Annotated in this window: 21 protein-coding genes; 10 read left to right on the top strand and 11 right to left on the bottom strand. The window is 33.5% G+C overall.

Annotated features, from left to right (window positions below):
- Nucleotides 1-61 precede the first annotated feature (61 nt).
- Both NNH57_RS13360 and NNH57_RS13355 read right to left on the bottom strand, forming a co-directional pair.
- Nucleotides 62-4,135, bottom strand: a complete 4,074-nt coding sequence (locus tag NNH57_RS13360; RefSeq protein ID WP_108809020.1) for a hybrid sensor histidine kinase/response regulator transcription factor — start codon at nucleotides 4,133-4,135, stop codon at nucleotides 62-64.
- Between the two features lie 613 nt (nucleotides 4,136-4,748).
- A complete protein-coding gene (locus tag NNH57_RS13355; RefSeq protein ID WP_159099314.1) occupies nucleotides 4,749-5,030 on the bottom strand; it encodes a DUF4172 domain-containing protein in 282 nt (93 codons plus the stop codon).
- Nucleotides 5,031-5,420: 390 nt separating this feature from the next.
- On the opposite strand from NNH57_RS13355, the gene NNH57_RS13350 reads away from it, so the two are divergent.
- The 6 genes from NNH57_RS13350 (at nucleotide 5,421) to NNH57_RS13325 (ending at nucleotide 12,401) form a co-directional block, all read left to right on the top strand.
- Nucleotides 5,421-6,665, top strand: coding sequence for a M12 family metallopeptidase (locus tag NNH57_RS13350; RefSeq protein ID WP_159099315.1), 1,245 nt, complete (start codon nucleotides 5,421-5,423; stop codon nucleotides 6,663-6,665).
- Between the two features lie 299 nt (nucleotides 6,666-6,964).
- Complete coding sequence (locus tag NNH57_RS13345) at nucleotides 6,965-8,506, top strand: hypothetical protein (RefSeq protein ID WP_108809022.1); 1,542 nt, start codon at nucleotides 6,965-6,967, stop codon at nucleotides 8,504-8,506.
- 235 nt (nucleotides 8,507-8,741) lie between these two features.
- On the top strand, nucleotides 8,742-10,769 hold the full coding sequence (locus NNH57_RS13340; RefSeq protein ID WP_108809023.1) for a tetratricopeptide repeat-containing sensor histidine kinase: 2,028 nt from the start codon (nucleotides 8,742-8,744) through the stop codon (nucleotides 10,767-10,769).
- The gene (locus tag NNH57_RS13335; RefSeq protein ID WP_108809024.1) at nucleotides 10,766-11,416 is read left to right on the top strand and encodes a response regulator; all 651 of its coding nucleotides are present in this window, start codon (nucleotides 10,766-10,768) and stop codon (nucleotides 11,414-11,416) included. Before NNH57_RS13340 ends, NNH57_RS13335 begins: the two co-directional genes overlap by 4 nt.
- A gap of 82 nt (nucleotides 11,417-11,498) precedes the next feature.
- Nucleotides 11,499-11,867, top strand: a complete 369-nt coding sequence (locus NNH57_RS13330) for a response regulator (protein ID WP_108809025.1) — start codon at nucleotides 11,499-11,501, stop codon at nucleotides 11,865-11,867.
- A gap of 192 nt (nucleotides 11,868-12,059) precedes the next feature.
- Nucleotides 12,060-12,401, top strand: coding sequence for a hypothetical protein (locus NNH57_RS13325; RefSeq protein WP_108809026.1), 342 nt, complete (start codon nucleotides 12,060-12,062; stop codon nucleotides 12,399-12,401).
- Between the two features lie 31 nt (nucleotides 12,402-12,432).
- On the opposite strand, the gene folE is transcribed toward NNH57_RS13325, so the two are convergent.
- Complete coding sequence (gene folE, locus NNH57_RS13320) at nucleotides 12,433-13,095, bottom strand: GTP cyclohydrolase I FolE (protein ID WP_108809027.1); 663 nt, start codon at nucleotides 13,093-13,095, stop codon at nucleotides 12,433-12,435.
- A gap of 10 nt (nucleotides 13,096-13,105) precedes the next feature.
- The gene (locus NNH57_RS13315) at nucleotides 13,106-13,510 is read right to left on the bottom strand and encodes a MerC domain-containing protein (RefSeq protein ID WP_234423442.1); all 405 of its coding nucleotides are present in this window, start codon (nucleotides 13,508-13,510) and stop codon (nucleotides 13,106-13,108) included.
- A gap of 94 nt (nucleotides 13,511-13,604) precedes the next feature.
- Here NNH57_RS13315 and NNH57_RS13310 point away from each other — a divergent pair, with 94 nt between their 5' ends.
- From NNH57_RS13310 to NNH57_RS13295, 4 genes are all read left to right on the top strand, one after another.
- Entirely contained in the window at nucleotides 13,605-14,237 is a 633-nt protein-coding gene (locus NNH57_RS13310) for an ATP-binding cassette domain-containing protein (protein ID WP_108809028.1), read from the top strand.
- Nucleotides 14,238-14,290: 53 nt separating this feature from the next.
- On the top strand, nucleotides 14,291-15,436 hold the full coding sequence (locus NNH57_RS13305; RefSeq protein ID WP_132065966.1) for an ABC transporter permease: 1,146 nt from the start codon (nucleotides 14,291-14,293) through the stop codon (nucleotides 15,434-15,436).
- Entirely contained in the window at nucleotides 15,429-15,872 is a 444-nt protein-coding gene (locus NNH57_RS13300) for a hypothetical protein (RefSeq protein WP_108809030.1), read from the top strand. Before NNH57_RS13305 ends, NNH57_RS13300 begins: the two co-directional genes overlap by 8 nt.
- A gap of 230 nt (nucleotides 15,873-16,102) precedes the next feature.
- Nucleotides 16,103-16,270: a hypothetical protein gene (locus tag NNH57_RS13295; RefSeq protein WP_165944055.1), complete on the top strand. Its 168-nt coding sequence runs from the start codon at nucleotides 16,103-16,105 to the stop codon at nucleotides 16,268-16,270.
- Between the two features lie 363 nt (nucleotides 16,271-16,633).
- Here NNH57_RS13295 and NNH57_RS13290 read toward each other — a convergent pair whose 3' ends face one another.
- The 7 genes from NNH57_RS13290 to NNH57_RS13260 all read right to left on the bottom strand — a co-directional run bounded on the left by NNH57_RS13290 (nucleotide 16,634) and on the right by NNH57_RS13260 (nucleotide 23,872).
- Entirely contained in the window at nucleotides 16,634-17,716 is a 1,083-nt protein-coding gene (locus NNH57_RS13290; RefSeq protein WP_108809031.1) for a glycosyltransferase family 61 protein, read from the bottom strand.
- A 189-nt stretch (nucleotides 17,717-17,905) separates the two neighbouring features.
- Nucleotides 17,906-18,724 (bottom strand): hypothetical protein, encoded by an 819-nt coding sequence (locus NNH57_RS13285; protein ID WP_165944056.1) that lies wholly within the window; start codon nucleotides 18,722-18,724, stop codon nucleotides 17,906-17,908.
- 12 nt (nucleotides 18,725-18,736) lie between these two features.
- On the bottom strand, nucleotides 18,737-19,690 hold the full coding sequence (locus NNH57_RS13280) for a DUF5829 family protein (protein WP_132065968.1): 954 nt from the start codon (nucleotides 19,688-19,690) through the stop codon (nucleotides 18,737-18,739).
- A gap of 48 nt (nucleotides 19,691-19,738) precedes the next feature.
- Nucleotides 19,739-21,151 carry an alkaline phosphatase gene (locus NNH57_RS13275; protein ID WP_074407297.1) on the bottom strand — a complete coding sequence of 471 codons (1,413 nt, stop codon included), beginning with the start codon at nucleotides 21,149-21,151 and terminating at the stop codon, nucleotides 19,739-19,741.
- Nucleotides 21,152-21,404: 253 nt separating this feature from the next.
- Nucleotides 21,405-21,944: a hypothetical protein gene (locus tag NNH57_RS13270; RefSeq protein ID WP_074407298.1), complete on the bottom strand. Its 540-nt coding sequence runs from the start codon at nucleotides 21,942-21,944 to the stop codon at nucleotides 21,405-21,407.
- Nucleotides 21,941-22,414 (bottom strand): hypothetical protein, encoded by a 474-nt coding sequence (locus tag NNH57_RS13265; protein ID WP_108809034.1) that lies wholly within the window; start codon nucleotides 22,412-22,414, stop codon nucleotides 21,941-21,943. Before NNH57_RS13265 ends, NNH57_RS13270 begins: the two co-directional genes overlap by 4 nt.
- Before the next feature lie 33 nt (nucleotides 22,415-22,447).
- Complete coding sequence (locus tag NNH57_RS13260) at nucleotides 22,448-23,872, bottom strand: DUF3526 domain-containing protein (protein WP_108809035.1); 1,425 nt, start codon at nucleotides 23,870-23,872, stop codon at nucleotides 22,448-22,450.

Here is a 23,872-nt window from a genome sequence, read left to right as displayed (position 1 = left end):
TTTCTTTGGAGTATTTATGCATATCACTAAAAAAAACAAGAAATAAGAATTTGCAAATCAACTACTTATCAATATCACTAGGAGAAGTGCCGAATTCCTCTTTAAATGCACGACTAAACCAAGAAGGGTCATTAAAGCCTACATCGTATGCAATTTCAGATATTGTTTTATCCGTAGTTATGATTAATTCTTTAGCTTTTTGAAGGCGTATTGACCTTATAAAAACTGCTGTAGATTTATCCGTAATAGCTTTCAATTTTCGATAAACCTGAGATTCGCTTAAATGTACATTTTTTGCAAGCTCACTAGGACCAAAATTAGAATTATCCATTTCTTCATGAATTATTTTAATTATTTTCTGAAGAAACTTTGCTTCTGGTTTCTCTGAACTTTTATTCAAAAATTGGTAAAATCCATTATTTTGGATTTTTTCTATTAATTTTTTTCGTACTAAAACGAGTTGATTCAATCGTATAAATAATTCCTTTTTATTAAAAGGTTTTGGCAAATAAGCATCAGCTCCATGCGACAACCCTCTAATTCTATCCTCCTGAGTTACTTTGGCCGTTAGCATTATAATAGGAATATGATCTGTACGCTCATCAGATTTCAAGGTGGCACATACTTCATAACCATTTTTACCAGGCATCATCACATCGCAAATAATAATGTCGGGAACTCTTTCTAATGCGAATTCTATTCCTTGAATACCATTTACGGCGTGTATGGTGGTATATGTTTCTTTAAGACATATTTTCAGATAATGTGCTACATCCAAATTATCTTCTATAATAAGAACCAATGGTAGTTCTGGGTCATTAATTTGTACTTGATCTACTTTTTTAGGTATAGAATCTGCATCCGAAATATGTGATTTAATAGGTGTTGAAATGTCTTTTTTAATTGGAGCTTTTCTAGTTACAGGGATCATAATACTAAACTCACTTCCTGTTTCCAGTTTACTTTTAACACTTATGGTGCCATTCATTAGTTCAACAAGTTCTTTGGTTAATGCTAAGCCAATACCTGTTCCACCATTTTGTATAGAAGAAGACTCTTCTGTTTGATAAAACCTATTAAAAACATTAGGCAATTCTTCTTCTGCAATGCCTTTCCCATCATCCTTAACTTTAATTAATAAACATTCTTCCTTTTCTTGAACAACAGTATTAATATGTACGATAATTTTACCAAGAGGAGCAGTAAATTTTATTGCATTGGATAAAATATTGGATAGGATTGATGTTAATTTTGTAAGATCAAGATCCATTACTAATTTGTCTATTTCTGAGTACACTGCTAATTTTATTTGGTTTTCTTCTGCAAGAGAATGAAAACTTTCACTAAGGTATTTTACTAAAGGAACTACATCTGTCTGAATAAGTTTTAATTCCATATTTCCACTTTCAGACTTAGCTAGATCTAACATTTCATTCACCAAATGCAACAAACTCTCACCATTACGATGAATCATTTCTAAAGATTTTTCAGCCCCATCAAAACTTTCATTCTCTACACTTAACCGAAGTGAGTCTGCCATACCAAGAATTACTGTAAGAGGTGTTCTAAACTCATGTGTAATATTGGAGTATAGCTTTGTTTTGGCATTACCCATCTCTATAAGTTTCTCAGTTTGTTGACCAAGTAATTCATTTTTATAGCTTATTTCGAGAGTACGTTCTTTAATAACTTCTTCTAAAGCAATATTTTTCTTCTTTAATTCTCGGGATCTCCATTTAGAAAACAAAATCAAAACGGCAATAGCCCCAATGCCATAAAACAAATAAGCTGCCCAACTTTGATACCATGGTGGTATAATAACAAATGCAAAACTGTCTTCTTCAGCGATTTGATTAAATACATTTTTAGAACGTACTTTAAAATTATAATCCCCTGCAGGTAGGTTAGTATAGTCTTTTTTCGTTTCAGCAGACCAAGTTGACCAATCATTATCAAAACCTTCCAACAAATACTGATATACATTGTTTTTTGGTTTACTAAAAAAGGGTAAGGTATACTCAAACTTCAAGGTATTATTTACAAAAGGAATTTCGAAGCTTTCATTCTTATTTTTTAGAGCATTTACACCTGCATAAACCAAAGAATCGTTATTAACCCATACCTTTCTTAATTTGGTCGTAAGGTTTTTATTAGGGATTCTTGTACTATTTTTATTATATCCTAAAATTCCCTTTGGTCCTATAAAGAGAATGATATCATCCATAAATTCTATACTATATGTTTCAAAATCATTGAAGACATTATATTCTTGTAGTTCAGATAATTTATTTTCAGAAAGTTTATAGATTTTGTTTTCGAAACCAGATTTAACGGTTTGCCATATATTCCCATCCTTATCAAGCCCCATAAAACCAAATGCATCTACGGTCTTATCATATTGTTTCATCAATACCGTATCTTTTACAAAGTTTTGGTCTGTTTGATTAAAACAATACATACCATCCTGAGTCGTAACATATACTTTATCCACAAATTGATAAGGAAAATTATAAGTCATTGAAGGGAGTCCTAATAAGGTATCATACTTTTTAAGCTCGAACCTGATATGTTTATCTTGTTTTCCAGATTGTTTTTGGGCATAATACATCCCTTTATAATAAGTTTCGAGCCAAAGGTTCCCTTTGGGTTCTTCAACAATACCATGTATTCCTGCATCAATTTGTAAAAGAGGATTTACATGCCATTGATTTTCTGATAATCTACACTCTAACAGTTTACCATCTATTGTACCAACATAAATTTTGGTACTGTCGATAGTAGATTTTACAACTGAAGTTAAAGTCCAATCTTGTTTTCTAATAAGTTTCGCCTTGTTTGAACTGCCAATTTTATATATATACTCAGAATCTAAAGCAAGGATATCATTATTCACAGGAATGATATATCTAATATTAGTTTCGATCCCTTCTATTTTTCTAAAAGTAAGCTCATTACTTTCGATATATGAATCACTCTTTACCAATTGATACATTCCTTTACTGCCTACCAAAAACCTGTTATTATGATATTTTAGTGACCGTATCCTCTCTTTTAACCCTCCTAATTCATTAAATACTCTAAAGGGAGATGTCCAATCTATCTTAGATATCCCATTATCACTACCAACCCATATATTTCCACCACGATCTTCATAGACACTATATAGTACATCACTAATTAATCCATGTTTTTTTCCAAATCTCTTTTTTACTTTTCCCGTTTTACCATCAATAACATATACCCCCGAGGTTAATGTTGCCATTGCATAATCCCCATTAGATAAAGTTACTCCTTTATAAATTCGATTTTTCTGAAACAAATTGTTGTTTCTATGGCTAATTGAAGTTATATGTTCACCATCATATAGCAGAAGCCCCAAATAGGAATGAGCAATTAAAATTTTATCGTTTTGATAAGGAAGCATTACATCAATTTTACCTTTTGTATCCTTTAGAAATTCTCCTCCAGGAACCAAGTATAGAGAATCTTCTTCCATTTTATGTAACCCTACTCCTTTGCTTTCAATATATAAAGTAGAATTAACTTTAAAAATATTGCCAAAATTTTCTTTTGGTTTCCAAACATCAAACTTTTTTCCATTCCACCTAAAAAGATATTTACTGCAGGAAAAAAACGTTAGTTCTCCCGAGGTAACCGTTGTCCATATATCACCAAAATCCTGATTGTCAAGATTCAAAAAAGATTTTAATGAATAAAAATTCATTTGCCCCACTTTATCAGGTGCGAGATAACCTAATTCATCTACTCCACCTACAAAGATTTCTCCTTTATCTGTTGCAGCAAGAGACCTAACTATACTTTTGTTCTTAAGTTCTATTGTATTCCATGAATTCCCATCATATTGAATAATTCCTTCGGTATTACCTATATATAAGAACCCATCGTTTCTTTCTGTAAATGCCCAATTTTGAGGGCTACTTTTATAATCTCCAGAAGTGTAATTTTCAATATGTGGAAGTCCAGAATTCCATATTTCCCGAGGAGTAATATCTATATATTCGCTTTTTTCTTGAGAGCTAGCGACATAAAAGCTTAGATTTAAAAACAACAATAATAAAACAGTGTAGATAGGTGTTTTCTTAATAATATTCTTTTTATATCCAGTCTTTCTCAAAATGTATCTAAGAATTCATTAATTAGTATGAAAACAACTAATTTATAATTTCAACTTCCTTTAAAACATAAGAGGTATTTAGGAGCGTTTATTTTCAACTCTTGGGAGAAATTATACGTTAATATATTTGGATTAAAGTTAACCAAATATTTTTAGTTCTTTAGCAAACTATTTTTCTTTGTGCAAGCTCACCCCTTTAAGGTCCAACGACAAAACGTAGTGAAGGAGTTAGTCTTGTTCCCGCTACTAGTAATGACAAGGGTTTCATGAGATTGAAGCCCTTTTTTTATTCTTTTCTTAAAACATACCTAAAACAGAACCAAGACCAATTGTTGTGTTTATGCAAATATTCTGGTTCATCTAAATAGAAAGAATTCTACATTTTTGACTCCTCTGAATTGTGCTCTACATCCTTATACCAATGTGCTAGTTTGGTATAAGCGCTTTGAATAGAAGTAGTTGTATTGTGAATATATATTTCTTAACCCCTGTACTAACTCATATGCTTTTTTAATGTCTGGATATTGTTCGAATAGTATCTTGGATCTTAGATATTGGTTTTTCGTTCAATTGTTTGGTGCTTTATATCAGATCGGCCATTCCTTTTGCTCTCTTATCCTTTACAGATTCTGGATGAACAATTAAAACCTGAATTGTTACGAATGGAAGAAGCAACATCTCTTCGGCTTAAATATTCTCCTTCTATTTCAGAAGTTTTAATTGCCTCTGAAACTAAAATATTGATAAGAGTTTGGGTGTGTTCTTGCTTTTGTATAGCCTTTAGAACAGCACTGATGCATTCTGATTTTTCTACAAAATCACAAAGAGCACCTTCTACGTCATGTAGATCATAACTCAATTTTGTCCAATTTGGTTGTTGCCAATTGTAGTTCATGAGTCGATTATAATATTTATTAGACTCGTTGTAATGAGATTTAAGGTTATAATCTTTGAGAAGAAATATAATTGACATACCAGGTTCACCCGATGAATCTATAGTATGTCTTCTGTGTAGAAAATATAATAGCTCTCGAAGAGAATCTTAATTTTGTATCATTTCTAAATACATTTTCATCCATTAAAATTCCTCTTTTCTACACAAGTACAATTGTTAGTTATATCCCTAAAACCGATTGGAATACCTTAAAAACATACGTACTGCTACTTAAAATATCCGTAGTACTTCGTATTGTGAAGAATTTAAATGCCTGCTAATTTTGAACTGTTCAAATATATTATGAACTCATATATACAAAGTAGTATTAAAAATTAAAACTCACTAATTATGAAAAATCAACTTAAAATTAAACAGATCGCAGTCTTTATGGCTTTATTAACTTTTATGTTCACTTCTTGTGAAAAAGAAGACTTAACTTCTGAAAAAGAAATAACCAATATTGAATATTCTTCTTTTGAAACTAGACCAGAAATGGCATCTCCAACTGTACGAGGAGAATGGATACCCATTACTGTAGGAGGCATCCCAATGACTGCCGAAAAGATCGGAGATAGATATATCGTGGATGGCGATATTATAGTTACGCCAGATCATCTAAATAGCCATAGTAAAAGTACAGGTAATCCGAATAAATTTTGGCCAAATGGAACTATATATTATGTAATTAACTCAGATTTACCTAGTCAACATAGAGTATCAGATGCTATAAACCACTGGGAGTATAGAACCAACTTTAGGTTTGTGCCAAGAACCAATCAAAGCAATTATGTACGTTTTAAAAAATCAAATGGTTGCTCTTCACCTGTAGGAAAACAAGGAGGGGAACAGTTTATTAACCTAGGAGACGATTGTAGTACAGGAAATGTAATTCATGAAATAGGGCATGCTGTAGGGTTATGGCATGAACAATCACGTAAGGATAGAGATAAATACATCACCATTCATGAAGATAATATTCAACAAGGCAAGGAACACAATTTTAAAACATATATAGAAAGAGGATATGCAGGTGATGAATATACCAACTATTTCGATTTTGGCAGTATTATGATGTATGGAGCATATTTTTTTGCAGAAAACAAAAACAAACCAACGATCACCAAAAAAAATGGAAGCACATACAGTTATCAAAGAAACGGACTCTCTACAGGGGATATAGCAGGAGTATCTAAAATGTACCCAGAAACTACGCAGATATCTCTATATTCACTACGAGGTAATAATGGAAAATACGTTTCTTCAGAAAATGGCAAAGGTGCTATAAACTGTAATCGTTCTTCTGCTGGTTCCTGGGAAAAATTTAGAATATATTCCTTAGGAGGTAATAAAGTAGTTATTAAAGGCAATAATGGTAAATTTATCAGTAGCGAAAATGGTAAAAAACCAGTTACTTGTAACAGGATCAGAGTTGGATCATGGGAAATATTTACATACGAAAAAACCAGTGGAAATCAATTTGCTTTAAAAGGTAATAACGGAAAATACCTATCTTCTGAAAATGGTAATAAATCCATGACCTGCAACCGTTCATCAATAGGTTCTTGGGAAAAATTTGTATATAAAAAATTGTAATACCAGTGGTTAATTAAAATGAGCCAAAAAAAGAAAAAGTACCTTATATAAATTTGGAAATTGGGAATACACAATAGTCTTTTTCAAAATCACTTGAAAAAGACTATTTTATTCTCACGCATCGAATCGGGTTGAAGTATGAATCTATAGGAGTTAGCCTGCTGTAAGTTAATATTATAAACCTATAGTATACGTACTACTACTAAGTATTTACGCACTAATGCGTATTTTATAAAATACACCGACTACATACCTTTGTTTTAGGTAATTACCCATAAAATAATCTAAATATTCACACAATGAAAAATGTAATTTTAAGTTTGGCGGCTGTATTAAGTGTAACACTGCTAAGGGCGCAATCAAACACATCTAGTATCAACTCTACCGGAGATGAAAACACAACCACTGTAAATCAGATCGGATCTTCTAATGCTGTGACCATCCAGCAAGTAGGTAACCTTAACCAGGCAACTACTCAACAAGGCAGCGTGCTAACCGATGGTACACTATCTGTAGCTACCGAAGGATTGATTCAACAAGTGCAAACCGGAAATGAGAACATCGTTTCTGTAGAACAGGAACGAGAAAATAACCAGGCTTTTCAGACTCAAATAGGAGATAGTAATAATGCCTCTCTTACTCAAAACTTGTCCCGATCCGGAGGAAATAATAGTACTACTCAATCCCAGGAGGGTAGTTTCAATACGGTAACCTCGCAACAGAACGGGAATAGAAATCAGGTAACGCAGACAGGGATTGGTGATCATAATTTTGGTAGTGCAAGACAGTTTGGTAATGATAATGTGACCACGCTTATACAAGAAGGGAATAGCAATTCTGCCACATCACTTCAAGGAAGTAATTCGTTTAACTCAACGAGAGGAATGGTCAGTCAAACACAATTAGGGAACGACAATACAGCGTTTGCCAATCAAGAAGAAAGGGATAATCAGATCTTACAAAGCCAGACTGGTGATGGCAATAATGCCAGAGCCGTTCAAAACGTGAATTTTTTTGGAGATAATAATCTTACCACTCAAGTTCAGGAAGGAAATCGCAATACTGCTTCATCAAATCAGGAAGGGAATAATACATTTAGAGGTATTAATAATATCGTATCCCAGACTCAAACCGGAGATGATAATACTGCAACTTCTAACCAAAAAGGGCAAAGAAATAGCAGTACTATAGCTCAGTTAGGGAATTTAAATACCGCAACAGATACTCAAAATGACAGCGATCATATCAGCCTTATCAACCAAGAAGGAAATGAGAATACTTCAACTTCCAGACAAAACGGGGATACGCATAGTAGTGAGATCATCCAATTAGGAAATTTAAATACTGCTGAAAGTACTCAAAATGGAGGTAATAGCAATACAAGTACTATTACTCAGACAGGTGATCAGAATGCTGCCGTTTCTCTACAGACTGGAAACAACAATATTGGTAGTATGTTTCAAACTGGTAGCCTGAATATGGCTAATACATCACAAATAGGAGATGATAATACCTCTACTTCTTCTCAAAGCGGAGATATGCATAGTAGCCAGATTAGTCAACTAGGAAATTTAAACATTGCTCAAAGTACACAGAACCAAGGCAGTGATAGCTCTAGTATTATTAATCAGACTGGAGATGAGAATTCTGCTATTTCTCTGCAAACAGGAAATGATAATATGGGTAGCATTCTTCAAACCGGCACCCTTAATATTGCTAATACAGCACAAATAGGCGATACCAACTCGACAATGGTCACACAAGAAGGAATGTCCCATATGAGTACAGTACTGCAAAATGGAATAGGAAATGTTGCTACAGTTAGTCAGATCAATAACTAATACCACCCTATGAGGACGTCATGGAGTAAATGAATGAGGTTATAAGTTCTAGGTCAAAGAATCAACATTTATTTTTTTATTAAGAATTGCCAACACCCTTTGATAATATTGAAAAAGGGTGTTTTTTTGTTATCTCATCGATAATAACCTACCTAAAACATACTAAATTTAAGTAGTTTTACATATTCATTAAAGTGTAAATAATTGGTATCTTTAAGGGCCAATTGATTTAAAAATGAAACTCTTAACTCCTATTTTTATCTTCATCTTTAGTATTTCAATTCTTGGTCAGGAAACTAATACAGAGGTTTTAGTTAATAAGCTGAAACACAAAGTTAATCAGTCTGACAAAGGGGAGAAATTAAAATGGATGGATAGCTTATCGTTATTCATCAGGAATAAAAAAGAATTTAATTATGACTCTATTGTAAGGTATACTATTGAGTATGCTTTTGAATTAGATTCTATTACCATTGCAACTCGTCATACTTCTCATCTTATTTTTTATTTAAGTAACAGGTTGGGAAAACCTGAAGAAGCATTAAATTTTTTTGAAGACTTCATCAATAAAGATATTCATATAAAACATGAAGGGATATTAGCAGAGCTCTACATCAATGGTGCAGATAGTCATTACTTTACAGGAAAACTGGAAAAAGCTATTGATTTATATAAAATCGCTGAAAGTCATGCAATAAAATCTAAAGATTCTATGTTACTTGGCTCTGCAAAAGAATATCAAGCAGATGCCTATTCTGATAAAGGGGATTTTGTAAAAGCTTCATTACTTCTTGAAGAAGCCGAAAAAATATACCGACAAATAAACGACACGACTCGATTGATTCTAACCAGAAATTCTCGTGCTAATTTATACAGTCAGAATGGTTTTTTTAAAGAAGCTGAAATAGAACGTAATGATGTAATAGCTTTAACTGAGAAGATTAAGTACTATCCGGCATTGTTATCAGCCTTGTATAATGCATCTATAGATAATCGAAAAACAAAAAATTTTAAGAAGCAAATTAGCAACTTAAAAAAGGCTTTGAAATATACAAGGGAGTCGACAGAACTAATTGACCTTTATGAGCCTAGGCTTTTAAACTCCTTATTAAAAGCATATTCTCGGATGAACGATCTAAGTAAAGCGAAAATGATTCATAAGGAAATTCAAAAAAACATCAACCGTAATACTACTGGTGTTTTTGAAGGAATGTATCTCGAAGCTATAGCAAGCTTTTATTATGCTCAGAGAGATTATCCTTTAGCTTTAGAATCAGGTATAAAATATCTGGAAAAACACAAATCTTCTAAGCATTTTGAAAATATTTATGATGCACATAATTTTTTATATACTACCTATGAAGCTATGGGTAATAATATCAAAGCTTACGAACATTACAAAAAGTTCTCAAAAATAAAAGATTCTATTGAAACAGTTCAAAAAACCAAAGCCCTCGCCTATTATCAAACGCTATACGAAACCGAAAAAAGAGATGCCAAAATTAAGGCTCAGAATTCTGAAATAACCTTATTGGATACCAAAAACGAAATAAAAACACAATGGATTCTATTTGGAGGAACAGGACTGTTTGCCTTATTTGCTATTTTATATTTACTACGTTCTAGGAGTTTTGCGCGAAAAAAACAAAAGCTTCAAACTCAATTTTCAAGGAATCTGATCAAAGGGCAGGAAGAAGAACGTGTTCGATTAGCTCGTGAATTGCATGATAGTGTGGGACAAAAACTCATGTTACTTAATAGAAAAACAAAATCATTAGATGACCCTGTTATAGAAAGCCTAGCAGGAAACACGCTGGAGGAATTAAGAACAATATCCAGAGGACTACACCCTGCCAGCATCGAAAAATTAGGGATTACTGCTGCTATAGAATCCTTAGTTAATGAAATGGATGTAAATACAGATATTTTCTTTACTCATGATATTGATAATATAGACCAGGAAGTAACCAAAGAAACATCCATTCATCTATATAGAATTATACAGGAAGCATTAAATAATATGCTAAAACATGCTGAAGCAAAAGCCGCCTCTGTAATCATAGAAAAGAATGCAACTACTATAAAAGCCATTGTAAAGGATAATGGTAAAGGCTTTGAATTTTTAGAAAAGATTAGGCAGTCAACAAGTCTTGGTATGAAAACTCTTATGGAACGAGCTAAGATCATACATTCTTCATTAAAGATCGAGAGCGCACCAAACAAAGGAACAATCTTACAACTCACTATACCTAAATACTCATGATACACAAAAAAGATATTTCAATTGTTGTTGCAGATGATCACCCTATGTTACTAAAAGGGCTTTATGATGAATTAGTCGCGAACGAGTACAGGGTGATTGGTCAAGCAAGTAACGGGATGCAGGCTTTAGAATTAATCTTGATCCAAAAACCAGACATTGCATTATTAGATATAGACATGCCTTTACTTAATGGTTTTGAGGTTGTCAAGACCGCAAAAGAAAAAGAAGTTCCTACCAAATTTATAGTACTTTCTTTTCATAAAGAAACTGAATATATTACGCAAGCCAAAACACTGGGTATATATGGGTATTTGCTTAAAGAAGACTCTTTTTTTGAGATTGAAAAATGCATCAACACAGTAATTAATGGAGAAATCTATTTTAGTAAATCCTTTGACACTTCATTTCTTAAAAATGCTAGCGATGAATTGAAAAAGTTTCAGTTTTTAACCCCTTCTGAAACCGTTATTTTGAAACTCATTGCTCAACAAATTTCAACCTTGGAAATTGCAGAATCATTATGTGTTTCTAAAAGAACAATAGAAAAACATCGTAGTAATATTATTTCTAAACTAGACTTAGAAGGAGAAACCAACTCATTAACAAAATGGACGCTAAATCATAAAAATATCATTCTTGAACTATAATTTTTATACGTACTAGTACTTAAATTTTAAGTACTAACTCGTATTTTTTCTACACATAAGAGAAAATATCTTTGCTGCAAAAATGAGTTCTCTTACCCCTATATCTATATTAATTGTACATCAAAACCCTTCAGAGATTAAAGGGATAGACGATCTTTTACAAAAAAAACTTTATCGAACAAAAAAAATATCAAATTCTGGAATAAAAGCTTTACGACATATTCTTACAAAAAAACCAGATATTGTCATTCTTAACCATGAATTATCATATCTTAATGCACTGGATATTATCAAAATAGTTTCAAAAAAAGAGTTAACAACCGAGTTTATACTGATATCTGATAAAAATATTCAGATTACTAGGTACATTAAAGCTTCTTCTAGTATTATTTCTACTAAAAACATCCTACAAGAAGTTGAAAAAGTCATTAAAAAACGATCTAAGAATTGAGAGAAGTTTAAACATATCTCACTATAAATAATCAAAATCTGTGGAATTTATTTTATTCTTTCGAAAACGAAGCACCTCCTTCTAGATAGTTAAAATCCTATTTTGAAATATAGGTTAAACTCTATTCAAAAAGGGGAAAACACCTGTTTACTTTCACCCTTATGCGCAATAGATTTGAAATATCAATTGCCTATGTCAAAATGGGATTCTAAAATCAATAGAACTGCCTCAAAGCGACTAAATATAATGCTACTCGCAGAGGATTATAGGGATATAGAATATGGAAGTTTTAATACAAATTGCTCGGATATAGTCAATGCTTTAGAAAATGAACCTCGGTTTGGAAACCTTTTGAATGCAATAAACATTTATCGAGTAAATGTAGAATCTAATGAGTCAGGAACTACAGCTGAGGCTTTTTTTATTGAGAATATTTTAAGCAGAGTACTCGAGAGATCTAAATACAAGTATCCTATAATAGTACATCCAAAAAATTCTATACTGCTATTTCACGGTGTTATAGGGAACGCTTGAAATCGAAGGATGTATGAACCAAAGAAATAGATTACTCATTGTTTTTTTTAATAATCCCAAAAAACTCATTTCGTAGAGAAGGTTCTATAAATTGCCCTCCATACTCAATCGTAGTGGTAAAACTACTTTTATCTTTAATTCCTCTGGAAGAAACACATAAGTGTTTAGCATTTACTACAACAATAACATCTTTGGTTTCTAAAGTTTGTTGTAAGTCTTTTAGGATTTGCAGACATAATCTTTCTTGTACTTGAGGCCGATGTGAATAATAATCGACTAACCTGTTAATTTTTGACAATCCTACTACCTTATTTTTTGGAATATATCCTACATGCGCAGTACCAATTATTGGTAAAAAATGATGCTCGCAGGCAGAATCAATAGTAATATTATGCTCTACCAACATTTTTTGATACCCGTACTTATTATCAAAAGTTGAAATTTTTGGACGGTTTTTAGGACTTAAACCATAAAAAAGCTCTTTTACATACATCTTGGCTACTCTGTACGGAGTTCCCGAAAGACTATCATCTGTTAAATCGAGCCCCAACTCTTTCATTATTTCAGAGAAGTGATGTTGAATGTTTTTGATTTTTTCATTATCAGATTTTTCAAAAGCATCCTCTCGTAAAGGAGTTTCTATAGTATTAGAAATATGTGCATCTCCTATCAATTCTATTTTCTTTCTATTCATTTTACTGGTACTAATTGGTTTTACAACATTTTTGTTTGCATTGACAGTATTTTAGATTGTAGAAATGTAAAACCACTAATAATAGAGATGCTACAAAAATGAGCGCTTCTGGTAAAGAAATTAAGGAAAATTTTTCATTTATAACAATAACGAATAACAGCAGCCAACTTATCCAAAAAGCATATTTCATTTTGGGTTTTGTAGTGGTTTTAACAGATCTACTGATCGCTATAAAAGAAAATCCTAAAAAAATAATGTCTAAAGACTTCCACCAAACGGGATGTACATCTTGTAACATTACCGAACCAGTATGAGCGATAAAAAGAAAAGGAGTAATTAAGCAATGCGCCAAACATAAGCTACTTGCTACAATTCCTAAAGTATCTGAGTTATTACGTATGTGAGATATGTTCAAAAGAAAAATGTATTTATAGGCAAAGATAGTATTATTTAGCAAATGCAACCTTGTTGCTTTAGTAATATTTGTCTATTTTTGAAAAAATCATTTTATGATACGAACCAAATCTCTTCAGTTTACCTATAGCGATACAAAAAATCGTACTTTTTGTTTTCCAGATATTGATTTGCCTTCTAAAGAAAATATATTGATTTTAGGGCCTTCAGGTGTTGGCAAAACGACATTATTACATCTTTTGGCAGGTCTTTTACCTCCTAAAGAAGGAGATGTTTTTATTGCTAATACTTGTTTAAATAAACTTACGCGAAAGCAATTAGACTGTTTCATAGGGCAAAATGTTGGGCTAATTTTTCAACGAGCTTATTTTATCAAATCTTTATCCTTACTTGAGAATTTAACGCTGCGCGAGCGACTTTCCAAAAAGAAAAGTGATCGTTATCGAAGAGAAGAATTAATCACGCAGTTAGGGCTCTCAGATCTTCAAAGCAAAAGAGTGTATCAATTAAGTGAAGGACAACAACAGCGACTTTCTATTGCCTTAGGAGTTATACATAAACCTAAAGTTATATTAGCAGATGAACCCACATCTAACCTGGATGATACGAATTGTGAAAAAGTTATTTCCCTACTGAAAAAAGAGGCTCAAATCTGTAAAAGTAATTTAGTGATCATAACTCATGATAAAAGAGTGAAATCACATTTTGATAATCATATAATTTTATAAAATTGTTATACCTGGCTTACAGAAATCTGATTTCTAAACCTTTAAATACTATTTTGAGTGTTTTGCTATTGTTGCTAAGTATTTCGTTAGCAACTTTTGTTTTGCAAGTAAGAAATCAACTTAACCAACATTTAGAAAATAATACTAAACCATTTGATATGGTTATTGGTGCTAAAGGAAGTCCGCTACAATTAGTGTTGTCTTCTGTTTTACACATTGATGATCCTACAGGTAATATACCATTTGATGAAGCCTTAAAAATTGCTAGAAATCCTATGGTTAAAGAAATGATACCCGTTTCTTATGGAGATAATTATAGAGGGTATAGAGTTTTAGGTACATCAAATGAGTATTTGGCTAAGTATGATGCAACCTTGCAAGAAGGGAGGTTATATGAAAAGCCTTTTGAGGTAGTTATTGGAAATGATGTAGCAAAAAAAATTAACCTACAAATAGGAGATACTTTTACCAGTGCACATGGTTTAGCCAAAAATGGATTAGAAACTCATGATGAGAAACCTTTTATCGTTACTGGAATATTAAAACCAACAGGAGCGATTATTGATCACCTTATCATCACTAATCTGCAAAGTATTTGGGAAGTACATGAACATAATGATGAACACAATCATCATGAAGAAGAGCATGAAGAACAAAGAGAAATAACCTCTTTACTAGTTAAATTTAGAAATCCTTTTGGGGCTTTGCAAATGTCTAGACGTATTAATGAAAAAACAACCATGCAAGCGGCACTCCCCAAATTTGAAATCGAGCGATTGATGAGGTTTTTAGGAATTGGTTTTCGTGCAATTAATGGTATTGCTATTGCAATACTGCTGGTAGCTGGCCTTAGTATATTTATTAACTTAATAAAAACGGTAAGAGAAAGAAAACAAGAGTTAGCCTTGTTACGTACCTATGGGGCCAACACTTTTCAGTTGATAAAATTGGTCTTTCTGGAGGCACTTTTTTTATCCCTGTTAGGATCCATTTTAGGGTGGTTTTTAGGGAGAGTAAGTATCTGGTTTTTTTCAGTTTTTACAGAAAATATATATGGATACCATTTTGTATTTAGCTTTCCTACCAATAAAGAACTACTCATATTGATACTAGTGATCCTAACCACCTTCCTGGCAGCAATCCTGGCCTCATTGCCTTTATTTAAATTAAATGTTTCTAAAACAATATCTGATGCATAAAATAGCCTTTCTAATCCTGTTTTTTATAGTAACTAAATTTAATCTATTTTCTCAAGAAACATTAACTTGGCGCGATTTGGCCGATGTAAAATTTTATAATGTTTACAGTGCAAAGTATGATGATATCTTTCTAAAACCAAGATTCGGGCCTATCATAAAGTCATATCAAGGTGCTCAAATTCAAATTAAAGGTTACTTTTTAGATTTTTCTATTGAAGAAGATGAATTTTATTTGATTTCTAAAAACCCTAAGTCTTCCTGTTTTTTTTGCGGGGCAGCGGGTCCAGAAAGTATTGTTGAAGTTGTTTTTAAACAAAAACCAAAGTATAAAACAGATCAAATTGTAGAGGTTACAGGTATTCTCGAACTTAATACAGATGATGTAGATCACTGTAATTATATATTGAAAGAGGCGACGGGTAGGTTGATAAATTAAAAAAAAGTAACTAAGTAGATATTCTATAAATGTAAGCGTTCGGCAATCTACTCTTTGTGTAATTTACCAAACGCTAAACAAATAACGAAGTAGCTCTAGACACTATAACGTTAAGTTCTTCCTAAAAAGATTTTTTTTCGAAATAGTTAGTAACGTTTTTTACATTCATAACATCTACATTTAGAAGTTATTTAAACTTTATAGTATTAATCATTTAAATTATTTTTATTATGTTAAAAAACATTTTGATTTTAAACGGTGTTACTGCTCTCAAAAAAAAGCAGCAAAAAACTATTAGCGGAGGACTTAGAGAATGTAGAGACAATGGCGATTGTATTACTGCTGGGAACCCTCTTGATACTTGGACTTGTGCATCAGGATTTTGTCATGTTGGATAATTTAAAAATATAACCAGAAGGAATATTCCTTCTGGTTATTTCTATTTAGCTGTTGATACTCGAGTTTGTTCTTTTTAAAAATAGTTTGTTTGGATTTTTATCTAGTAAGAGTATATCAGTCATTATTTCTGCATAATAGAGATACTTAAAGCCTATATTATTATTCTCCATTTCCTTAGAATAGTATACATTTCCTGTTTTCTATTTGTGTCTTCTTTTTGCATAGCACAAAACTAAAACCTAAAAAGAAACTAAAGAATATGTGGTTTGCCGAACGCTTACCTGTAAACGGTCTAAACCAATCTTTTTTAGTGCCTACAGCATTGGTTTTTAGACTTGGTTAAGTCTTTCCTGTCAAAATCATTATTTAAGCCATGCCATTAATTTATTCAAGAAAACATCCGGAGGCATATAAAAATTACTCTTAAAAATGACAGATGTTGACGTAATGGTCTGCTCATTATCTGTAGTTGGCAAACCCCTGATACAACTATAGTTGTGTGAAAATTGTGATGCAAGCCAATAGTAAACGGCTTTGTAAAAGTTTCCGGGGAATAATTCAAGTATTTTAACATGCTTATTTTTGCAATATATCATGTTCATAAGCCCTGCGCCATGTAATCCGATGATATGAGTAGCATTGGTAAATAACTTAACTTGTTCTGCAATGGTAAAGTTCTGCGCGTCGATTATTTTAAAATTATTGTTTTTGGCAATGCTTTCAATTTCCAAAGAATTTAGTAAACCTCTTCCATAGATTCCTCGCCGGGTAATAAATATTTTATCAGGAGAAGCAACAGTGTTTTCTTCGTAAGGTAATTCATCAAGCAATGGCCGAAAATTTTCATGTTTGCAGGTTATGTTTTGAACAAAATAAGTAGCATCTTCAATTTCATAATATTCATTTTTAGCCTGAAATATCCAATTACGATTGAAGAATTTTGGGCATAACATGCTAAATTGCTGAAAAAAAGTACTTGATCTTAATTCTTCAGATACAATAACAGGAATGTCTCGTGATACATGTAAACGATCAAGTAGTGCTAATCGTCCAACAAAGTCATTTAGAAAATGAAAATAGTTTGTGTAATTTTCTGATAACAAAACAGCCTTGTTTAGGGTTACTCTCTTTTGCCGAAAATAATGAGTTTTTGTAATAGTTGGTTTGAACTGGTCAAGCACAAATCGAGCATAAGGATAAGATTCTGCAATTAACCGAAAATTTTCTGAAAGAGCCCACCCAAAAGTAGGCTCTATAATACATTTTTCAGTATAAACATACAGAAACTCCTGTTGTTCAACATTAGCCTCTTTTATCATTTGGGTGTTAATTACCGATTCAAATTGATCATATTTCAAATCATCAAATGGCTTGGTTAACAATTGATGCTGTATGTATTTAGACATAACATACTTAGGTAGAAATTCAAGGGTTGGATTTTCCATGTGATTATTTAATTACATTGTTTCACTTTTTGGTAACTGTAAAAAAATAAATGATAACGTTTTTTATTACCATCAAAAGTCTTAACGTTTAGGAAACGTAAATAGGTCTTTATTCAAATGCGATAGTTTTGCATTTCTAAACTAGGAATATCAATGATTTACCCATTCTCTAATAGATAAGCCGTGTTATTATTCTTTTAATAGTACAGTACGAGTGACTTTATTAAAAGGACCAGGAATCAGTGTTCCGGCTTCATCCAGCAATTCTAATTGAATGCTAACTTCTCCCATTGGAAGCCCTTTGATAACCTGTGGAACCCATTCTGTAATGATAAATTCTTCACCATTAATAGTAGCACGAACTTTATGCCCATCTTCAGAAAGAGTGGTATTCAATACAAAAAAATCAAGTAATAAATTCTCAGCATCCTTACCGGTATATTCTCCCTTAGGACGGCTGTAGATAAGGGTTGGAGCTTTCATATCTAACCCTAGAGAATCTTGAGGATTGGCACCAACCATAAGTTTTCTAACCACCACCGAGTTTGCGTTTTTGACCGATTCATGGTACGAACGACTTAAGAAAGCAACCAAATGATGCACACCATCGGGGATTTCTTTTTTAAAACGAGGTTCGTAATGTGCTGAGTAGGGCTGATTATCCAAAATAAAATGAATATGTTGCCCTTTGCCCGAATTTGCCAACTTTAGAGAATTTGGTCCCTGGGTTTGAGCACCTAATTCATAATGCTCTAAATTAAATGCAAAATCCATATCACCTCCCTGAGAAGTTTTTATGGTTTCAGGTAAATCCAAAGTAAGTGCAGCATCTGTATAAACAGGAGAGTTTTCTAATTTTTCTATGGTAATCGATTGTTGAATTTCTACAGACTCTTCAACAGATGGGTTTGCAGTTTCTTCTTCTGTAACATTTTTCTTTTGTTGTTTACACCCTATTAAAGTAATAGATAAGGATAGGATTACGGTAGTTAAATAATAAGTTTTCATTTTTATCTGATTTTAAAAGTTATTTTTATGAAGATTATCAAAATTCCATATAGATTCTTTCCCTTTGTTGACAATAGTGACATTTCCCAGATTAATTACACTATCGTCAGTTCTATTTAAATGACATCGTATCTGGGTGATTTGGCTATATTCAATCTCATTAGATGCCGTAATTTTTATAATTATATCCCCTCCATCAATACTAAGCATGTGACCGTCTTTTTCTAATAATTTACACCCCAGGTGATATAATTCTTGTGTAATACGGATGTAGTCATCAGTAGTACAGGTCATTGCAATCGATTTTATACTGTTAAAAAGCTTTTGGTTTGCGTAGTTAGGTTCTAAAAACGCTTCACGCGAATAAAAAGGATGATGTTTTTGGTAAAGACTATCAAGAAAAATAGGATTATAAAAAGCATACCAGGTGTGTAAAGCAGTACCAGGACTAGGGGTATAAAACGCTTTGAACCAAGTTTCCTTTTGTTTACTTAATTCCATATCTACAGTTTTTGTAGCATTAAGAAATCGAGTATTTTCTACTTTTAGCTTTGGTTTAACGCCTAAATGAAAATGTTCATCATCATTCTCTAGAGTAAAACCTATGCCACTTTTCCCAATAGGTTCGTTGAATATATTGTTAGGCCCTAAAATTTCAATATAATGTTTATGCCCTCTCAGATAGCACATAGGTGTATCATTATCTATTGGAGCAAAAGAAGGAAGTCCTTTATCTAATGCTCCATAAGTTTTGCCCCATCCAATGTCTTTTGTTAAACTAGAATATGAGAGACTATCCAGAACTATATATAAATGATTCAACATTATCGCAGAAACATGCTTGCCAAAGGCAGCATCAATCTTTTCTTTGTCAATTATAAGTGGTACGTCCTTTTTTTGCACTTGATCTTTACAAGAAACTGAAAGCATCAAAAGAAAAATATAAAGAGTGATTCGGTTAAACATGATTAAAACTGTATTAGAAGTTACCTTATTGATGATTTGTTTTTTGCCTTAAAATGTATTCTCAACCTCTGCTGCCTCTAACATAAGATAGTGTAGGTCTGTATTTTTTATAAAAGGTTTCAATAAATGGTTTCCCGGACCAAATAGCGCCAATTCTACATAATCTGCGGAGTGGTGCATACTGATCCAACCTACAGAATTGTGCTTTTTTTGGATTTCAGCCAAAACTCTAAACGGTAAACTTTTAGGGTTGTACAGGCCTTCTTCCCTATTAAGAGTGTCATAATAGCTCAATAGTAATTTGGCATTTTCATTGGATAAACCAAATCCATTGGCATACTCAACACGTTCCCGAACTTGATTTGGGGAGCTTTCCTTTCCTATCCCATTTAGAATCCATTCATTGGTATGTTTGTAATTCTGAATAGAATCGAACTGTTGGTTGGCATTTGATCCATAAATTACTCCAGGATTGGCATTGCCGTGGTCGGTGGTAATGATGATCAGAGTTTCGTTGTCCCGCTCAGCAAAATCGATAGCCACTTTAATTGCATCGTCAAAGGCTACTTGGTCATAGATCAGTCCAGCAATATCATTGCCGTGGGCCGCCCAATCTACTTTTCCTGCTTCTACCTGTAGCACAAAACCTTCTGGATGCTCCTTTAATGCGTTTATCGCCTTTTGTGTCATTTCTGCAAGACTGGGAACATTTTCTAAGAGTTCCCGGTTGCTCTCCCTATCCTTGGTATAAGGAAGCCCATTATCGGTAAAAACACCCAAAAGAGGCTTGCTATTTGGAGCCATTAACATTTCATGACGATTTCGAACTACATGATAGCCCTTAGCTATAAAAGCTTCATACATATCTTTTTTGTCTTTCCGTTTTTCTGTTGAAAAGTAATTATTCCCACCCCCCATCAACAGATCAAAACCCTGTTCGAGATATTTTTCGGCAATCGAGGCTTGGTCGTTTCTTGATTTTTGGTTGATACAAAAACCGGCCGGTGTAGCATGGGTTATAGGTACAGTCGTAACACACCCTGCTTTTTTACCTACAGCCTTGAATTTTTGCCAAATGGGAAGGTGGGGCTCACCATTAACCCCAATATTGATGCCCCCATTTCTGATCCGTGCCCCACCGCCCCAAGATGAACTTGCCGCAGCAGAATCTGTAACGATAGAACTGGCAGAAGCCATATCCATTAAAGCACGTGATACTTTGTTTTCTTTATAAAGTTGTAACCAATTACTGCCCTTTCCAGTTTTTCGATCAAGATAGAGGTCCGTCATATTCAAGGTACCTGTACTCATACCATCACTAACAAGTATGATGATATTCTTGGCTTTTTTGTTTTTCTGAACACCATCCCATTGGGTGGCCCTGATAGATTCATATGGGGATAATATTGCTGCACCAAGAGCGGTAAGCGTTCCATTTCTAAAAAAATGCCTTCGATTCATTGCGATATAATATTATTTTGTTTAGGCTTTATTTTCATTGATTTTAAATTTCAGTTTTGGACTTTCTATTTTCAATGACTTAAGTTCAAAAAATCGGATTTATCTAATTTTTCATCAATATCCAATACCTACCATCGAAATAATGATAGGTATTTGGAAGCAGGAAGTTGTCTATCTCGTTTTGTATGGCATAGAGAATCTTCTTCCAAAGAAAAAAGACTAAAAACATGAGTTTTTCATTTCATATCGTTTTTTAATTAGCCATCATCCCATCAAATAATTTTGCCCTATTTAAAACATCTCCAGTAGTTGTAAAACTTTTATTAGAAGGTTCATAAACAAGACTATCTACACCTATCCCATTACGTAGCAATCCTATCCCTAAAAGTTTAGTATTAAGAAGACGTTCTCTTTGCTGGTTGAGGTGTTCGCCTATAATCATTCTCGATTTTAAGAAAGAGCCTTTCTGTCGTTCTATTCTGGGAGCAATACCAGTTTTCAATTGCGCTAAAGATTGCTCCACAGGAAGGTGCAATGGCGTCTGCCAATCGAGCAATGCTCCCTGATAGAAATCCCCATCAGCCTTGGCAACCAATGTGATATAATCGATCCTCTCTTTCTTTATTAGCTTATAAAGATTATACTGGGTGGATTCATCGAACTCAAGAAAAACCCCCAGGGCGGTGTAAAAAAAAGAATTTCCTTTATACCTTTCCCTGATCACGGGTTCTATAAAATCCATAGGGCAAACCAGAAAAAGGGTTTTTTCTTGCTGTTTACCGAAGAAAATCATACCGATGCCCCAGGATTATAAGGTAAAGAGGAATGATGAACGTCTATCTTTAATTTTCCAGAAGAATCAAGAGTATAGCCAAAGGTATATTCAACCTTGACCTCCTGCCCATCTAGGTCAGTAAAGTAATAGTTGCCCATAGCCAAAGCTCTTTTTTCTTCGAGTATCATAACTTCGTTTTCAAAGCGTACTTTGGTCCAGGGTTGAATAGCAAAACCTCCATCCTCTGGGTATTGATCGTTTCCTGCAATAAAATACGAAAGTGCCCCTTCCTTATCAGGCCTAAATTGAATGACCGATGTTTTGGTGGGCTTGAACAGTACCTTTTTTTTATCAAAAGCATAGCGTTCATCCAGAAATTTGCTTGTAAAACGCTCGCATTCCTTTCTTTGATCTTTTTTAGCACCGATCTCGACAACCCCGTTGCCCCATTCCATTTGTGCTTTTTGTACTTCTTCTTTAGTAATCATTATTGTTGTATTTAAAAATTGAACATTATTTTCTTAATTGAGTATGCCTTTTGTTTTTAGACGCTTCGAGCTGAAAATTCCAAGGCCAAAAAGGACGGTGGATATCAGGTAGAGCATTAAAGCCACTGGAACCAATTGATATGAGGCTGGGCTATATTGAAACTTTGGTAATGTAGTATAGTCCTTTTGCGTAAACTCTTTATTATTGTAAAGAAGGGGAACAAAATATTTCCGCCAATTTCCTGCAAAGTCTATGACCTGTTTTCGGTAACTTTCGTAGTCTTCTGTAGAAGTTCCTGCCAAATGGTTGAATGACTCCTGAACAGTGATTGCCGGAGATATCCATTTGAATTTATTCATCCAGTCTTGTTGTTTTTGTAATTGGTTCTCAAAAGAACTTACTACCGGTTCTAATTCTTCTTTGACCAACTGTTGCGAAGCCATATACCTGTGCCAAAAAGACCTCTTTTGAGAAGTGTCATTAATCGCATACTCTGGATGGTCACGTAGATAATTGTCAAGGATTTCATCCTGTTTTTTGGTGATTTCTACTTTCACTTCACGCATCTCATTGACCATGAGGGTACGCGATGGCATAGGATAAAGGGTACTTCCCAATTGGTTTAATACAGAAGGAACCAATAATACAAACAATACCCAAAGTCCGAGCATAGCTACGGCATTCTTGGCTGAACTACCTACCCATAGGTTGACCAAAAAGGCTAGAGTAAACCAAAAGAGCATATATCCCAACACCAAAGTAAATAGCCCTAAAACTAAACTCGTGTGGCTTAGGATGTCAATACCGATGATAAGAAAAACAAGTGTTAAAGCTGCAATGACCAAAACCGACATCCAGAAGAAACGTAATCCCAGTTTTTGCATTACCCAATTGGGAATACCAATGGGTTGTGCGGCCAGCAATCGTAGTGCACCACTTTCTTTCTCAGCAGAAAGCACGTTATAGGAAAAAGCAATGATCAAAAGAGGCAGTAGATACACAATCACAAATGCCAGATCAAAACTGCCGAACAGCAATTGCACAGGGCTGGTCATTTCGGTAAAATTTAGAGCAAAATCATCGCCTGTTGCCGTTGGTTTTACAAAATGGGTAAAAAGATCTGCCTGGCCCGTTGATACAAATGCCATAAGCTGGGGTTCCATGGGAGCAATCCTGGGATGATAATTTCCTACAGCCATTGGGCTTGTGGGGAGGGTCCACCGAGAAGCACTTACTTCCATCCCACGTTGTACCGAGTCGAGAAGTTTTAACATTTCGGCATCGCTTTCCTGTAATTCTTCTTGTGCCTTTACAATGACATTTTTACGCTTCTCTACTTTTTGTTTTCCATTAAAGGCCGAAAAACCAAAGAGAAGCAATAATATCAAACTCAAGAGCTGTATCCATCGGCTACGGAGCAACAGCTTTAATTCATATTTAAAATTGTAACTGAACAT

Source organism: Aquimarina spinulae (assembly GCF_943373825.1).
Classification (GTDB): Bacteria; Bacteroidota; Bacteroidia; order Flavobacteriales; family Flavobacteriaceae; genus Aquimarina; species Aquimarina spinulae.
This window is presented reverse-complemented; position numbering and strand designations above follow the sequence as displayed.